14 protein-coding genes and 1 tRNA gene are annotated in these 14,737 nt (G+C 74.0%); 7 read left to right on the top strand and 8 right to left on the bottom strand.

Annotation, left to right across the window (positions count from 1 at the left end; all coding sequences use genetic code 11):
* Nucleotides 1-278 precede the first annotated feature (278 nt).
* On the top strand, nt 279-1,787 hold the full coding sequence (locus ACI8AF_RS11720) for an ATP-binding cassette domain-containing protein (protein ID WP_456539880.1): 1,509 nt from the start codon (nt 279-281) through the stop codon (nt 1,785-1,787).
* Nucleotides 1,788-1,877: 90 nt separating this feature from the next.
* Here the strand turns inward: ACI8AF_RS11720 and ACI8AF_RS11715 are convergent, their stop codons facing one another.
* The gene (locus ACI8AF_RS11715) at nt 1,878-2,246 is read right to left on the bottom strand and encodes a hypothetical protein (protein ID WP_456539879.1); all 369 of its coding nucleotides are present in this window, start codon (nt 2,244-2,246) and stop codon (nt 1,878-1,880) included.
* A 440-nt stretch (nt 2,247-2,686) separates the two neighbouring features.
* Between ACI8AF_RS11715 and ACI8AF_RS11710 the strand changes: the two genes are divergently transcribed.
* Nucleotides 2,687-3,289 carry a biotin transporter BioY gene (locus ACI8AF_RS11710; RefSeq protein WP_456539878.1) on the top strand — a complete coding sequence of 201 codons (603 nt, stop codon included), beginning with the start codon at nt 2,687-2,689 and terminating at the stop codon, nt 3,287-3,289.
* Here ACI8AF_RS11710 and ACI8AF_RS11705 read toward each other — a convergent pair.
* The gene (locus ACI8AF_RS11705) at nt 3,286-3,714 is read right to left on the bottom strand and encodes an acyl-CoA thioesterase (RefSeq protein WP_456539877.1); all 429 of its coding nucleotides are present in this window, start codon (nt 3,712-3,714) and stop codon (nt 3,286-3,288) included. The genes ACI8AF_RS11710 and ACI8AF_RS11705 overlap by 4 nt on opposite strands.
* An 80-nt stretch (nt 3,715-3,794) precedes the next feature.
* Between ACI8AF_RS11705 and ACI8AF_RS11700 the strand changes: the two genes are divergently transcribed.
* Complete coding sequence (locus ACI8AF_RS11700) at nt 3,795-4,619, top strand: SgcJ/EcaC family oxidoreductase (RefSeq protein ID WP_456539876.1); 825 nt, start codon at nt 3,795-3,797, stop codon at nt 4,617-4,619.
* Between the two features lie 122 nt (nt 4,620-4,741).
* On the opposite strand, the gene ettA is transcribed toward ACI8AF_RS11700, so the two are convergent.
* From ettA to ACI8AF_RS11685, 3 genes are all read right to left on the bottom strand, one after another.
* Complete coding sequence (ettA, locus tag ACI8AF_RS11695) at nt 4,742-6,412, bottom strand: energy-dependent translational throttle protein EttA (protein WP_456539875.1); 1,671 nt, start codon at nt 6,410-6,412, stop codon at nt 4,742-4,744.
* A 223-nt stretch (nt 6,413-6,635) separates the two neighbouring features.
* Nucleotides 6,636-7,154: a single-stranded DNA-binding protein gene (locus tag ACI8AF_RS11690; protein ID WP_456539874.1), complete on the bottom strand. Its 519-nt coding sequence runs from the start codon at nt 7,152-7,154 to the stop codon at nt 6,636-6,638.
* A gap of 164 nt (nt 7,155-7,318) precedes the next feature.
* Nucleotides 7,319-8,140 carry a class I SAM-dependent methyltransferase gene (locus ACI8AF_RS11685; RefSeq protein WP_456539873.1) on the bottom strand — a complete coding sequence of 274 codons (822 nt, stop codon included), beginning with the start codon at nt 8,138-8,140 and terminating at the stop codon, nt 7,319-7,321.
* 110 nt (nt 8,141-8,250) lie between these two features.
* On the opposite strand from ACI8AF_RS11685, the gene ACI8AF_RS11680 reads away from it, so the two are divergent.
* From ACI8AF_RS11680 to ACI8AF_RS11670, 3 genes are all read left to right on the top strand, one after another.
* Nucleotides 8,251-8,323: transfer RNA gene (locus ACI8AF_RS11680), tRNA-Arg, on the top strand.
* 93 nt (nt 8,324-8,416) lie between these two features.
* Nucleotides 8,417-9,274 (top strand): LLM class flavin-dependent oxidoreductase, encoded by an 858-nt coding sequence (locus ACI8AF_RS11675; RefSeq protein ID WP_456539872.1) that lies wholly within the window; start codon nt 8,417-8,419, stop codon nt 9,272-9,274.
* Nucleotides 9,275-9,396: 122 nt separating this feature from the next.
* A complete protein-coding gene (locus ACI8AF_RS11670) occupies nt 9,397-10,095 on the top strand; it encodes a DUF4333 domain-containing protein (protein WP_456539871.1) in 699 nt (232 codons plus the stop codon).
* Nucleotides 10,096-10,158: 63 nt separating this feature from the next.
* Here the strand turns inward: ACI8AF_RS11670 and ACI8AF_RS11665 are convergent, their stop codons facing one another.
* Complete coding sequence (locus ACI8AF_RS11665; protein ID WP_456539870.1) at nt 10,159-10,752, bottom strand: hypothetical protein; 594 nt, start codon at nt 10,750-10,752, stop codon at nt 10,159-10,161.
* A gap of 120 nt (nt 10,753-10,872) precedes the next feature.
* Nucleotides 10,873-11,994, bottom strand: a complete 1,122-nt coding sequence (locus ACI8AF_RS11660; RefSeq protein ID WP_456539869.1) for an LLM class flavin-dependent oxidoreductase — start codon at nt 11,992-11,994, stop codon at nt 10,873-10,875.
* 115 nt (nt 11,995-12,109) lie between these two features.
* Between ACI8AF_RS11660 and ACI8AF_RS11655 the strand changes: the two genes are divergently transcribed.
* On the top strand, nt 12,110-14,053 hold the full coding sequence (locus ACI8AF_RS11655) for a putative bifunctional diguanylate cyclase/phosphodiesterase (RefSeq protein ID WP_456539868.1): 1,944 nt from the start codon (nt 12,110-12,112) through the stop codon (nt 14,051-14,053).
* On the opposite strand, the gene ACI8AF_RS11650 is transcribed toward ACI8AF_RS11655, so the two are convergent.
* Entirely contained in the window at nt 14,054-14,704 is a 651-nt protein-coding gene (locus tag ACI8AF_RS11650) for a TetR/AcrR family transcriptional regulator (protein WP_456539867.1), read from the bottom strand.
* Between the last annotated feature and the right edge of the window lie 33 nt (nt 14,705-14,737).

Raw genomic sequence — 14,737 nt, 5'->3', positions numbered from 1 at the left:
ACCGAAGAAGGGCTGTCGAAGAAGGACATCATCCGATGCCTCAAACGACTGATCGCCCGCGAGCTCTACTACCTGCTCACCTCACCACCACCGGCCCAAGCCGCTTGACGATCCATAGGAGCATCGGGGCAGTGCCCGGAGGTCCGCGCTCCCGGCGGGCGCCGCCACCGCACCCGGGTAGCATCAGTTCCGTAACACAGCGCCACGGGGGGCACGTGCACAACCGGTCGACCGACCCGGTGGTCGGGGGACCCCTTCTCCCGGAGGCGCGCCCGCCCATGACGTTGCTGCAGGTCGACGGACTGACGAAGTCGTTCGGGGCCCGGCGCGTCCTGCGGGACGTCTCGTTCTCGATCGCCGAGGGCGAGATCGTCGGGCTGGTCGGCACCAACGGCGCCGGCAAGTCCACCCTCGGCGACATCGTCGCCGGGATCGCCGTGGCCGACTCCGGCCGGATGAACCTGTGCGGCCGGCCCTTCGCCCCGCTGTCGGGCGAGGACGCGCGCCGGCTCGGCGTCGGGGTGGTCGAGCAGCTGGTCCGGATCGATCCCGGGCTCACCGTCGCCCAGGCGGTCTTCCGCGGCACGCCGCAGGCCGGGCGCCCGCAGGAGGCCCTGCGCCGGCAGGCCCAGGTCCTGCTCGCCGAGGTCACCCTGGACGTCGACCCGGACACCCGCGTCGGGGAGCTGCCGCACTACGTGCACGGCCTGGTCGAGATCGCCCGCGTGCTGGCCGAGGACACCCGGCTGGTGGTCCTCGACGAGGTGTCGGCCTCGCTGCTGCCGTCGGAGGTGAACGGGGTGCACGCCGTCGCCGACCGGCTGCGGCGCCAGGGGCGCGGCGTGCTCTACATCAGCCACCGGCTCCCGGAGATGCTCGAGGTCGTCGACCGGGTGCTGGTCCTGCGCGACGGCCGGATCACCCTGGACAGCCCCAGCGGGGCGCTGGACCCGGTGCGGCTGATCGCGGCGACGGTCGGTGAACCGGTGTCGGTGCCGCCCCGCCCCGCCGTCGTCGCCGCTCCCGAGCCGGCGCCTTCCGCCCCGTCCCCCTCCGCCTCGGACCAGGTGGCACTGCAGGTGCGCAACCTGCGGGTGCCCGGCCGGGTGGCGGGCGTGGACCTGCTGCTGCGCCGCGGCGAGGTGGTCGGGCTGACCGGCCACCGGTCGTCCGGCGTCCGCGAGATCGCCGGCGCGCTGACCGGTGAGCTGCCCGCGATCACCGACGAGCTGCTGCTGCACGGCGAGCCGCCCGCGGCCGACGACGGCACGCTGCGGCTGCCCGCCTACCGCCCCGACGACGACGCCTACGGGGTCGACCCGCGCGAGACCATCGCGCGCACGCTCATCCAGGAGCCGTGGGGCGCGATGACCACCCTGCACGCCGAGATCGCCTCGCTGCGCGGGGTCATCAACACCGTCCACCAGCTCGACGTGAAGACGATGAGCATCCGCACGTCGGTCGGCGCGCTGTCCGGCGGCGACCAGCACAAGCTCGCGCTGGCCCGCTGGATGGCCGCGACCGACCGCGACGTCCTCGTCGTCCACGAGCCCACCCGCGGCCTCGACGTGCGGGCCCGCAGGCAGGTGCGGCAGCTGCTCGACGAGGCGACCGCCGCCGGCACCTCCGTCGTCGTGGTGTCGGTGGACCCGGACGAGCTGGCCGAGTGCTGCGACCGGGTCGGGGTCGTGGCCGACGGCCGCGTCACCCGCTGGATCGACACCGGCGAGCTGGAGCTCGCCGCGGTGCGGGAGCGGATCCTGGAAGCGGCCGGCGCCGCCTCCTGAGACCCCGACCGGGTCACCCCGCCCCGGTCGGTCCCGTCCCCGCCGCCGACGCCCGCCCGGCCCCCGTCCGGGCCGGGCGTCGGCACCGTCTCAGACGCTGACCTTCTGCGCGACCGCCCGCAGCTTGTGCCGGGCCAGCGCGAGGTTGCCGGTCATCCGGTCGAGGACGAGGTAGATGAACAGGCCGGCGTTGCCCTGCCCCTTGAGCACGTTGATCAGGTGGTACTGGTGCTCCAGGGTGATCAGGACGTCCTCGATCTCGTCCTTGAGCTCCAGGTCGTTGATGGTGCGCAGCTTGGCGCGGACGACGTTCGAGTTGCCCGCGGCGGCGACGTTGAGGTCGAAACCGGGTGCGCCGCCGGCCGCGAGGGCCATGCCGCTGTCGACGTCGACGATGGCGGCGCCGCTGGCGCCCTCGATCGAGAGCAGGTCGGCGATGACGTTGTCGAGCTGTGCCACGGGTGGAACTCCTGTCGTTTCTCGGTGGGGGCGCAGCGGAGTGCTGCGGTCCGGGTCGGCGGGCGACCCGGGTCGACCGGACGAGCCGGGCGTCTCGGGGTGCACGGCCGGGGTGCGCGGCGGCGGTGCCGCGTCGTCGTGCGCTGCACCGGGCGGTTCCCGGTGCGCTGCCTCGTCGGCGGTCGGCGGCTCGGGTGGCGGCGTCCTCGGGGGGAGTCCCCACGAGACCAGGGACTCCCACCACCGTGTTGCCACGCCGTGCTCGCCTTCGCCGAGGGCTCCGGACGGATCCGAGCCAACACGGTTCCGGGAGGGGTCGCAAACCGGTCGGCGTGTCCGCAGGCCCGCCGTCCGCGCCGCCCGACCGGCCTCGTGCCGGAGACCTTGCGGCGATGCGGCAGACTGCCGGTGATCTGCCCCCGACCACTGTTGGAGGATTCGTGGCCACCGCTTCTTCGCCGGCGCTGCCCTCGCGGCCGCTCGTGCTCGCCGACCTCGTCCCCGCCGTCAAGGCGCGGGACGCCGGCCTGGTCGCGCTCGGCGTGCTGTTCACCGCCCTGCTGGCGCAGGTGGCCGTCCCCGTGCCGGGCTCGCCGGTCCCGATCACCGGGCAGACGCTGGCCGTCGTCCTGGTCGCCGCCTCGCTCGGGCCGGTGCGCGGGGTCGCCGTGCAGGTGGCCTACATCCTCGCCGCGGCGGTCGGCCTGCCCTTCTACTCCGAGGCCAGCGGCGGCGTCGACGTCGTCCTGGGCGCGACCGGTGGCTACGTGCTGGGCTTCATCCCGGCCGCGTACCTGATGGGCCTGGCGGCCCGGCGGGGTGCCGACCGCACGCCGTGGAAGTCGGTCCCGCTGTTCATCGCCGGCCAGGCCGTGATCTTCGCCGTCGGCGTGCCGTGGCTGGCGGTCAGCACCGGCATGACCGCCGCGCAGGCGCTGGACGCGGGCTTCTACCCGTTCATCCTGGGCGGGCTGGTGAAGGCCGCGATCGCCGCCGCCGTGCTCGGCAGCGCCTGGGCGGTCGTGAACCGCCGCCGGCGCTAGCTCTCGGGTTCCTCGCCCGCCGGGTCGTCGGTCCAGCGGGCGAGGAACTCCTTCTCGTCGGGGGTCAGCCGCCGCGGGCGGTTGATCGAGAAGTCGAACGGGACGAGCAGGGTGCTGCCGGTGACGGCGAGCGTGCCGTGGTCGACGACCTCGTAGTGGCAGGTGAAGGCGGCCGCGCGGATGCCGGACACCCAGATCTGCACGTCCAGCGGCCGCGGGGAGTAGACGACCGGCCGCTTGTACTGGATGTCGTGGGCGGCGACCACGGTGCCCCGGCGCAGGCCGGTGCGCTCCTCCAGGGAGGCCCGCTCGAAGAACAGGTCGACGCGGGCCATCTCGAAGTACTGCAGGAACACCACGTTGTTGACGTGGCCGTAGGCGTCCATGTCCGACCAGCGCATCGGGACCTGCACCGTGTACCGCACGGGGACACCCTGCCCTACCACCGGCCGTGACCACGAGCGGGCTTGACCTCCAGCGCACTCGAGCAAGTGCACTGCTGCCCGTGGACACGACACCCGCCCCCGACCGCCCGAACGCCGACGTCGACCGCCTCGTCGACCTGGTCGCCGTCGTGGAGGAGACGCAGCGCACCGAGGACGTCGACGGCTTCCTCGCCCTGTTCTCCCCCGACGCCGTCTGGGTGACCGGCGGCGGCCGCCGGCTCGTCGGCCTCGACGAGATCGCCGCGTTCACCCGCCGCGTCCTGCCGGGGGCGATGAGCGGGGCGTCGGTGAGCTACACCGTCGCGGAGGTCCGCTTCCCCACCCCGGACGTCGCGATCACCTGGGTGGACCAGGAGTACCTCGACGCCGACGGCCGGCCGCTGTCGCCCCGCTCGCTGGGCCGGCCGACGTACACGTGGCGGCGGGAGGGCGGGGACTGGCGGATCGTCGCCGGGCAGAACACCGGCGTCGCGGAGGACGTCGGGGGCGACGACGCCGCCGACCTGGCGGCGCTGCGCGAGGTGGTCCGGCGCGTGGAGGACGGCTTCAACAGCAACGACCCCGCGCTGCTGACCGCCGACGTGGCCGACGACGCCGTCCTGGTCGACGCGACCGGCCGGGTGCTCCGCGGCCGGGAGGAGGCCGTGGCCGCCGCGGTAGCCGGGCTGGCGCAGCCGGTGCTGCGCGACGCCACGGCGCACTACCGCCTCACCGACGTGACGACGCCGGCCGAGGGCGTCGCCGTGGCGACGAAGGAGGCGTGGTCGAGCGCGGCCGACGCGGATGCGGGGCGGCCGCCGGAGATGCGGGCGCTGTACGTGTTCGTGCGCCGCGACGGCGGGTGGCGGATCGCCCGCCGGGCGAACGTGCTCGTCCGCTCCTAACCCCGGAACGCCGACGGCCGGCCGGAGCGCGTGCTCCGGCCGGCCGGTGACGTGCTGGAACGGCCCCTGCTGCGGGGCCCCTCGCCGAGCCTGCGGGGCGCGGGGGGCAGCGGGGTCCTCGCTCAGTCGCGCGCGAGCTTGCGGTAGGTCGCGCGGTGCGGGCGGGCCGCCTCGGCGCCGAGCCGCTCGACCTTGTTCTTCTCGTAGTCGGCGAAGTTGCCCTCGTACCAGAACCACTTCGACTCACCCTCGTAGGCGAGGATGTGCGTGGCCACGCGGTCGAGGAACCACCGGTCGTGGCTGACCACGACGGCGCAGCCGGGGAACTCCTCGAGCGCGGCCTCCAGGCTGGAGAGCGTCTCGACGTCGAGGTCGTTGGTCGGCTCGTCGAGCAGCAGCAGGTTGCCGCCCTGCTTGAGGGTCAGGGCGAGGTTCAGCCGGTTGCGCTCACCGCCGGACAGCACGCCGGCCGGCTTCTGCTGGTCCGGGCCCTTGAACCCGAACGCGGCGACGTAGGCGCGCGAGGGCATCTCGACGTTGCCGACCTTGATGTGGTCGAGGCCGTCGGAGACGACCTCCCACAGCGTCTTCTTCGGGTCGATGCCGCCGCGGCTCTGCTCGACGTAGGAGATCTTGACCGTCTCGCCGACCTTGATGTCGCCGTCGTCGGGCTTCTCCTCGCCGACGAGCATCTTGAACAGCGTGGTCTTGCCCGCGCCGTTGGGGCCGACCACGCCGACGATGCCGTTGCGCGGCAGGGTGAACGACAGGTCGTCGATCAGCAACCGGTCGCCGAAGCCCTTGGTCAGCTCCTTGGTCTCGACGACGACGTTGCCCAGCCGCGGGCCCGGCGGGATCTGGATCTCCTCGAAGTCGAGCTTGCGGTACTTCTCGGCCTCGGCAGCCATCTCCTCGTAGCGGGCCAGGCGGGCCTTGCTCTTGGCCTGGCGGGCCTTGGCGCCGGAGCGCACCCACTCGAGCTCTTCCTTGAGGCGCTTCTGCCGCTTGGCGTCCTTGGCGCCCTCGACCTTGAGCCGGGCGGCCTTGGTCTCCAGGTAGGTGGAGTAGTTGCCCTCGTAGGGGTAGGCACGGCCCCGGTCGAGCTCGAGGATCCACTGGGCGACGTTGTCGAGGAAGTACCGGTCGTGGGTGACGGCGACGACGGTGCCGGCGTACTTCTCCAGGTGCTGCTCTAGCCACGCGACGCTCTCGGCGTCGAGGTGGTTGGTGGGCTCGTCGAGCAGCAGCAGGTCGGGCGCCTCGAGCAGCAGCTTGCACAGCGCCACCCGGCGGCGCTCACCACCGGAGAGGACCGTGACGTCGGCGTCGCCGGGCGGGCAGCGCAGGGCGTCCATGGCCTGCTCGATGCGGGCGTCGAGCTCCCAGCCGTCGGCGTTCTCGATGACCTCCATGAGCTCGCCCTGCTCGGCCAGCAGCACGTCGAAGTCGGCGTCGGGCTCCCCCATCGCCGCGCTGACCTCCTCGAAGCGCGTCAGCGCGTCGCGGAGCGGCTTGACCGCCTCCTCGACGTTGCCGCGCACGTCGAGCTCCTCGTTGAGCGGCGGCTCCTGCAGCAGGATGCCCACCGTCGCCTCGGGCGCCAGGGTGGCGTCGCCGTTGGACGGGTGCTCGAGACCCGCCATGATCTTGAGGACCGTCGACTTGCCGGCGCCGTTGGGGCCGACCACGCCGATCTTGGCGCCGGGCAGGAACGCCAGGGTGACGTCGTCGAGGATCACCTTGTCGCCGTGCGCCTTGCGCGCACGGACCATCGAGTAGATGTACTGAGCCACTGGGCTTCTCGGGCCTTCCGTTGTGTCGCGAACGGGGGCGGGGCCGGCCGGCCCCCTGCGTCCTCGCTCCGATCCTCCCAGTTCCCGGCGGCGTGGTGGAGTGCCGGTCCCGGGACGGTGCTGTCGGAGTCCTGGACGTGCAACACCGGCACCCCCGCGTGTAGTCCGCCGCGCCCGGCCGGAGGAGCCGGGGATCCCGTGCGGGAGCCCCGGCCCCACCCCCTCAGCCGACCGGGACCGGGGTGCGCGCCTCCTCCCCCGCGTCCTCGACCTCGTACGGGTAGCCGTCGAACTCCCCGAAGGACGCGTCCGGCTCCTCGTCCGGCGGGCTCTCCGCGGACGCCGCGCCGTCCTCGGGCACCGCGTCGGCGGACGGGAGCTGCGGGCGGGCGGTCCGGCGGAACTCGGCGGTCCCCTTGTTCAGGTCGGGCCCCACGGCCGCGGCGCGGAGCTTCACCTTGCTGCGCCGGCCCTGGTCGGACTCCCACTCGTCGGTGTACAGCCACCCGAAGACGATCACCGGGTCGCCCTTGCTGAGCGTGTGCGAGACGTTGCCGCCCAGCTCGCCCCAGCACTCGACGTCGACGTACAGGCGCTTGCTGTCGACCCACCCCTGCACGCCCTTGTCGAAGCGGCGCGACGTCGAGGCGAGGCGGAAGTTCGTGACGCTGCCGTTGGCGGTGCGGTTCTTCTGCGGCGACGCCACCACGTTGCCGATGACGGTGACCCCGGTTTCCTTCACGGTGCTCCTCGCGGGTGTGCGAACGCCCTGCCGGGCGAGGCCGGCGCGGTGCCGGCGTGGGACCACCGTGGCCCCGGCCGGTACCGAGCGGTGGGCGCCGCCGGCATCTGTGGACGACGACCGCGCCTGTGGACGCCGGGCCACCGGGGGTCCCTCCGCCGTGTTCAGCTCGTGCCGTGCGACGACCCGGACCGGCCCTGCACCGCCCACGCCCGCGCGGTGAGGCGGATCGACCCGTCCTCGGCGACCGGCAGCCGGCGGCGGAGCAGCTCCCGCAGCGCGGCGCGGTCGGGTTCGCCCAGCGCCGCCGCGTAGGCCGGGGCCGGTCCGGTGCCGCCCAGGAAGGGCGTCCAGTAGTTGTCGAAGTCGGCGAACACGGTCGGCACGACGACCTCCCCGACCGCCACGCCGTCCAGGCCCGCGTCCTCGAACAGCCGGCGCAGGGGGCCGGGGCGGCACAGCGCGAAGCGGAGCCCCTCGTCCAGGTCGCCGACCACCGGGTCACGCTCCGCGGCCGCGGCCCAGAAGTGGCGCATGAGCTCCATGCCGCCCGCGTAGTCCCAGACGTAGGCCGCGATCAGCCCGCCCGGCGCGGCGACCCGGCGCATCTCGGCCAGCGCGGCCGCCGCGTCCGGGACGAAGTTGAGCACCAGTCCCGAGACGACGACGTCCACCGAGCCGTCCGCCAGCGGGAGCGACTGCGCGCTCCCCTGCTCGAAGACGACCCGCGGATCGGTCACGGTGGCCCTGGCGTGCGCGACGAAGTCGGCGGAGGGGTCCACGCCCGTGACCGAGGCGGGCGCCGCGGCGGAGAGGACCGCCGTCGTCAGGGCACCGGTGCCGCAGCCGACGTCGAGCCAGCGGCGGCCCGCCGGCACGGCGAGGAGGTCCAGGAACCGCCGCGCCACCGGCCGGCTCCACCGGCCCACGTAGGCCTCGTACCGCTCCGCGCCGGCCCAGGACCCCGGCACCGTCGGCTTCCCCACGGCGCACCTCCCGTCGTCCGGCGCATGGTGGTGCTCCGGTGGCGCCGGGTCAACGGGCCGCTCGGCGCAACGCGGAGCGGGCCGGGAGAAGTGCGATGATCTGTCGCCGAGCGCCCGTAGCTCAGCGGATAGAGCAGGTGCCTTCTAAGCACTTGGTCGCAGGTTCGATCCCTGCCGGGCGCGCTCGGGCGGTCGGCCCGCAGGCGGCGACCCGCGTCGCGAACCCGTCCGGCCGCGGCACGACTGAGCGGCCGCCGCCCCGGGCATGGTCGGCGGATGCGGTTCGGGCTCTCCCTCGCCTGCTTCGGCGACGGTGTCGACGCGGCGGTCGTCGCGGAGTGGGCGGTCGCGGCGGAGCAGGCGGGCTGGGACGGCTTCTTCCTCTGGGACCACCTGTTCGCCTTCGGCCCGGGTCCGATCCCCGTCGTCGACCCGTGGATCGCGCTCACCGCGGCGGCCTGCGCGACCACGACGATCCGGCTCGGCACCCTGGTGACGCCGCTCCCCCGCCGCCGCCCCGTGGTGGTCGCCCGCCAGACGGTGACGCTCGACCGGCTCAGCGGCGGCCGGCTCACGCTCGGGGTGGGCACCGGTGCGTTCCCGTTCGAGTGGGAGTACGTCGGCGAGGAGGCCGACCACCGGACCCGGGGGCAGATGCTCGACGAGCACCTGACCCTGCTCGACCGGCTCTGGAGCGGGGAGCCGGTCCACCACGAGGGCCGCTTCTACCGGGCGGGGGGACCCGCCTGGTCGGCGGTCTGCCACCCGCCGCCGCTGCAGCGGCCCCGCATCCCGGTGTGGGTCGGCGGCACCTGGCCGGGCACCCGCCCCCTCGTCCGGGCGGCCCGGTGGGACGGCGTCGTCCCGATGCGTCTCGACGGCCGATGGGAGGTCGCGGACACCGCCGCCGTGGCCGAGCGGATGCGCACCCTGCGCGCCGACCCGGCGCCGTTCGACCTCGCCGTCCCGGGCGAGAGCGACGGCGCGGATCCCGCCCGCCACGACGTCCACGCCGACCACGCCCGCGCCGGCGCCACCTGGTGGGTGGAGGCCGTGTACCCGTGGCGCGCCGACCTGCCGAGCGGGCTGCCGTGGCCGTCGGCGGCCCGCCACCGGATCGACCAGGGTCCGTGATCCCCCGGTTGCCGGGCATCCCCATGGCGCCGCAAGCAGCGGTCCAAGTCCGGCACCAGCGCTCGTCAAGTCCGCCCGAAGAGCCGTCCTCCACCGTGGTGCCACACCAGGAGGAGGACACCATGACCCAGTCGACGTATCCCCCCGTCGGGCAGCAGCCCTACGGCCAGCAGTACGGACAGCAGCCCTACGGCCAGCCCGGCTTCGGCCCGTCCCCCGCGCCGTTCGGCCAGCCGGCGTCGCCCTACGGCCACCAGCCGCCCAAGAAGAAGACAGGGCTGATCATCGGCTCGGTGCTGAGCGCGCTGGTCCTGATCGGGGGGCTCGTCGTCGGCGGCATCCTGCTGTTCGGCACCTCGTACGTGGACGCCGCCGACGCCGAACGGCAGCTCACGGCGTTCACCGAGGAGCAGGCCGGCGTGACGCCGGCCGACGTCAGCTGCCCGACGGACGTCGAGCTCGAGGCCGGCGCCACCTTCAGCTGCAGCGCCTCGCTCGAGGGCCAGCCGATCACCTACACCGTCACCCAGACCGACGACGAGGGCAACGCCGAGTTCGCCCTCGACAACACCGTCGTGCCGGTGGCCGCCGTCGAGGAGGAGGTCAGCGCCCAGATCGCGGCCGACATCGAGTCCGAGACCGGCGTGGACGTCCAGCTGGCGACCGACTGCGACACCGGCGACCGCACCCTGCTGGTCGACCCGGCCGGGACGACGCTGGACTGCACCGTGACCAACCTCGAGGACACGTCCCGCAGCATCCAGGTGACCGCCACGGTCGCCGAGGACACCAGCGTCAGCTACGAGGTCCAGGACGCGTGAGCCGCAGCCGCCAGGGCGGTGGCACCGGGCATCCGGTGCCACCGCCCTCGCACGTGCGGCGGCCTACCGGCCCACCGGGAAGGCGGCCGAGACGGTGATGTCGCCGCCGGCCGCCGCGCTGGGTGCGACCACGAAGACGCGGCCGTCGGCGAACACCTTCACCTCGCCGAAGGGCAGCCCTGCGCGGGTTCCGACGAATCCCAGGTGCCAAGCCGGTCGGGCGAACTCCGGTAGCTGGGCCATCGGGGCGTTCGGACCCCACACGCCGCCCGGAAGGGCGACGTGCAACTGCAGGTAGCAGATCCCGTCCACGACGCGGAACCGTGCACCGTCCCCGGTGGCCACCCAGCCCTCGAGGAGGGCGATGTCGTGCCAGCCGCTGTCGACGGCCCCGTCCACCTTGCCCGTCGACTCCGACGTCGCGGAGCGCTCGGCGGGATCGCTGTCGGCTGGGGCGTCGCCCACCCTGAGCGGCAGCAGCACCACGGCGAGCACGGCCGCCGCGACCAGCGCCGCGATCGCCAGCGACCACGGCCAGGCGCTGCGCCGCCGGGAGGGGACCGTCCACGTGATCTCGGGCGACCGCGGCTCGGGGATCGGCACCGGCGTCGTCACCGCCCGGTGCGCCGGACCGTGCGGGGGCGGCGAGAAGGTCACGAGGTCTCCCGTCGGTGAGCGGACATCCGCGGGATCCTCGAGGTCATCCCCCGGCGACCGACTGCCGCGTCCTCCGGACTCGCCCGTTCGGGGGCACCCTTTCCAGCCGGCGAGGGACGCTCAGCTGGTCCGGCGGTCGGGGTGCACCCAGCCGATCGCCGGGGCGACGTGCTTGGTGATCGTCTCGAGCAGGTGGACGTTGTAGTCGACGCCCAGCATGTTCGGGACGGTGAGCAGCAGGGTGTCGGCCTCGCGGACGGCGGCGTCCTTGGCCAGGTCCTCGGCCAGCTCGTCGGGCTCGCCGACGTAGCTCTTGCCGAACCGAGCGCGCACCCCCTCGAGCAGGCCCACCTGGTCGCTGCCCTCCGACCGGTCGCCGAAGTACGCGCGGTCGGTGTCGGTGACCAGCGGCATGACGCTGCGGCTCACCGAGACGCGCGGTTCGCGCTCCCAGCCCGCGGCGGACCACGCCGACCGGAAGAGCGCGATCTGCTCGGCCTGCAGCTCGTCGAACGGCACGCCGGTGTCCTCGCTGAGCAGCGTGGAGCTCATCAGGTTCATCCCCTGCTCGGCCGTCCAGACGGCCGTCGCCCGGGTGCCCGAGCCCCACCAGATCCGGTCGGCCAGCCCCGGCGCCTGCGGCTGCACGGCCAGCCGGCCGGCGACCCCACCGGTCATCCGCGGGTCGGCGTCCACCACGGTGGCGCCGGCGATCGCGGCGCGGAACAGCGCCGTCTTCTCCCGCGCCAGCTCGGCGTCCCCGGACCCCTCCGGCGGGACGTAGCCGAACGCCTCGGAGCCGCGCAGCGCCGTCTCGGGTGACCCGCGGCTGACGCCGAGCTGCAGCCGCCCGTCGCTGAGCAGATCGGCCGCCGCGGCCTCCTCGGTCATGTAGAGCGGGTTCTCGTAGCGCATGTCGATCACGCCGGTCCCGATCTCGATGCCGCGGGTGCGCATCGCGATCGCCGTGAGCAAGGGGAACGGCGAGGCCAGCTGGCGGGCGAAGTGGTGGACCCGGACGAACGCGCCGTCCACCCCCAGCTCCTCGGCCGCGACGGCGAGCTCGACGCTCTGCACGAGGGCGTCCCGCGCCGTCCGCACCTGCGAGCCGGGGATGGGCTGCCAGTGCCCGAACGACAGGAACCCGATCTTCTTGTCCACGAGGAGTGCGAGCGCCGCGGCCGGGTCTGATGATTCCCGCCTGGCCAGGTCTGCGGTCAGCAGCGGCGACGCTTGTCGCACCTTGCCGAGACGACGCGGACATCCCGCTGGCTCATCACGTTGTGTAGCGACGCGAACACGACTCTCCGTCGGCAGGTTCCGCCACTTCGGCGTCCGCATGCCCGACCCTGTCCAGGTGAACCTCCCCGCACGCGGCACGGCCCCGCACCGACTGCGGGCCATCGACACGCTGCTCGCCGACCGCGGCCAGATGTTCCAGGCGCTCTTCCTCGGCGCCCCGATCGCCAAGGCCCTCGTCACCGTCGACGGGCATATCCTCGTGGCGAATCCGGTGATGTGCGGGCTGACCGGCCGCACCGTCGAGGAGCTCACCGGCCGGCACGTCGACCTGCTCGCCCACCCCGACGACCCGCCGGTGACCGAGCTCAAGGTGCTCCCCGGCCCGGGCGAGGAGGACCTCGACCCGAACCTGCTGCTCGACGGCGAGCGCCGGTTGCGCCGCTCCGACGGCACCGAGCTGTGGGTGGTCCAGGCGCACGACGTCGTCCGGCACACCACCGGCGCCCCGCAGTTCGTCGTCCTGTCGCTGGTCGACGTGACCGACCGCCGCCGTGCCGAGGAGGACCTCGTCCGCCGCGCGTTCACCGACCCGCTCACCGGGCTGCCCAACCGGCGCGCGCTCACCGACCGGCTGCGCCACGCCGTGGCGCTCTCCCGCCGCCGGGGCCTGCAGGTGGGCCTCGTGCACCTGAACATCGACCGCTTCAAGGCGGTCAACGAGGCGCTCGGCCACGAGGCCGGCGACCTGCTGCTCTCCCAGGTGGCCGACCGGCTGCGGTGGAGCACCCGCGTCGAGGACACCGCCGTCCGGCTCGGTGCCGACGAGTTCCTCGTCGTGGCCGAGGACGTCGAGGACCTCGACGGCCTGCGGGCGCTCGCCGACCGGCTGCTGTCGGTGCTCGACGAGCCGTTCGTCGTCCACGACCGCGAGATCACCCTCTCGGCCAGCGTGGGCCTGACCCTCGGCAACGACCTGACCCCCGACGACCTGCTGCGGCAGGCCCAGAGCGCGCTGACCCGCGCCAAGGCCGACGGCAGCCGCGCCCGCATCGAGGTGCACGAGGGCGCGCTGTCGCGCAGCGAGGTCGACCAGCTCCAGCTCGAGACCGACCTGCGGCACGCGATCGAGAACGACGAACTGCGGCTCTTCTACCAGCCGATCGTGCACCTGGCCGACGAGACGCTGCTCGGCTACGAGGCGCTGATCCGCTGGCAGCACCCGAGCCGCGGGCTGCTGCCGCCGGGCGTCTTCCTGCCCGCCGCCGAGAACAACCGGCTGACCTCGAAGCTCGGCGCCTGGGTGCTCAAGCAGGCCTGCCGCGACGCCGCCACCTGGCCGTCGGACCTGCGCGTGCACGTCAACATCTCCGCCCGCCACCTCGCCGAGGACGGCTTCAGCGAGCTGGTCGCCGAGGCGCTGGCCGAGTCGGGCCTCGCCCCGGAGCGGCTGGAGCTGGAGATCACCGAGTCGACCGCGCTGTTCGCCGCCGAGGCGACGCTGCACTCGGTCGCCGTCGTCACCGAGCAGGGCGTCACGCTCGCCCTCGACGACTTCGGCACCGGCTACTCGGCCATCACCGCGCTGCACCGGCTGCCGATCCACACCGTGAAGATCGACCGCTCCTTCGTCGCCGACGTGGTGACCGAGCCGTCGACCGCGGCGCTCGTGCACGGCCTGCTCCAGCTCGGCCGCGGCATGGGCCTGCAGGTCATCGCCGAGGGCATCGAGGACCTCGACCAGGCCGACTGGCTGCTGCGGCACGGCTGCGCGATGGCCCAGGGCTTCGCCTTCGGCCGCCCCGCTCCCCTGCCGACGCCGGCCGAGGTGCTCATCGGCGAGGTCACCGACGCCCCGCCGGCGACGCCTGTCGCCGACACCCCGGCGCCGCTCACCGGTGAGGTCGCCGCCCGGCTGCCCCTGTCGCCGGTCCGGCACGAGACCGACGACCTCAGCGGCGCGCTCGGCGGCCTGACCGGACCGCACGTCGAGGACGACGCTGAGGGGTACGGCAGCGAGGACGACGCCGTCGCCCACCCAGCCAAGCCGGCCGAGGACTGATCAGGCGCCCGGCGCGCTCCGGGCGTCGGCGAGGACGCGGAACAGCCGGCGCAGCACGGCCCGGATCGACCGCTTGTCGGCCGGCCGCAGCGGCCGGTAGATGTGGTCGGCCTCGAGGCCGGCCATCGTCGCCAGGACCAGCCGCGCGTCGACGTCGGGCTCGCGGGACCCCAGCTGGCGGAACAGGCCGGCCAGCGGCGGCACCATGGTCACGTACCAGGCCGCGAAGAGCGGGGCCAGCTCGTCCTTGCGGCTGGCCTCCACCACCAGCTCGTGCCGGGCGACGATCGTGCCGTGCGCGCGGACCAGGCCGTCGAGCACCAGGTCGGCCAGCCGGTCCGCCATCTCGGTGGGCGCCATCGCCGGGTCCAGCGCGTGCGCCGCCGTCACCACCCGGTCGATCTCCGCCGCGGACAGCGCGCGGAAGGACTCGAGGACCAGGTCGGACTTGCCGGTGAAGTAGTAGCTCAGCGCACCCAGCGGCATGCCGGCCTCCGCGGCCACCGCGCGCATCGACAGGCCGGACAGCCCGACCGTGGCGATGACGCGGACCGCCGCCTCGACGATCTCGGTCTTGCGCTGGGCCCCGCGGCTGGTGACGCCGCCCGTGGCTCGGGGGGCGTCGGTCTCCGCACCGCTGGTCGTCGTCATCGCCGGCCAGCCTGGCACGGGCCCGGAGCGGGG

The organism is Blastococcus sp. SYSU D00669, from assembly GCF_054050715.1.
Note: the sequence above shows the minus strand (reverse complement) of the source record. Positions and strands in the feature narration are given on the sequence as shown.

Excerpts from the sequence above, each read along its gene's own strand:
- ACI8AF_RS11720 (WP_456539880.1), top strand. The coding sequence starts at position 279 with ATGACGTTGCTGCAGGTCGACGGACTGACGAAGTCGTTCGGGGCCCGG.
- ACI8AF_RS11675 (WP_456539872.1), top strand. The coding sequence starts at position 8,417 with ATGCGGTTCGGGCTCTCCCTCGCCTGCTTCGGCGACGGTGTCGACGCG.
- ACI8AF_RS11670 (WP_456539871.1), top strand. The coding sequence starts at position 9,397 with ATGACCCAGTCGACGTATCCCCCCGTCGGGCAGCAGCCCTACGGCCAG.
- ACI8AF_RS11650 (WP_456539867.1), bottom strand. The coding sequence starts at position 14,704 with ATGACGACGACCAGCGGTGCGGAGACCGACGCCCCCCGAGCCACGGGC.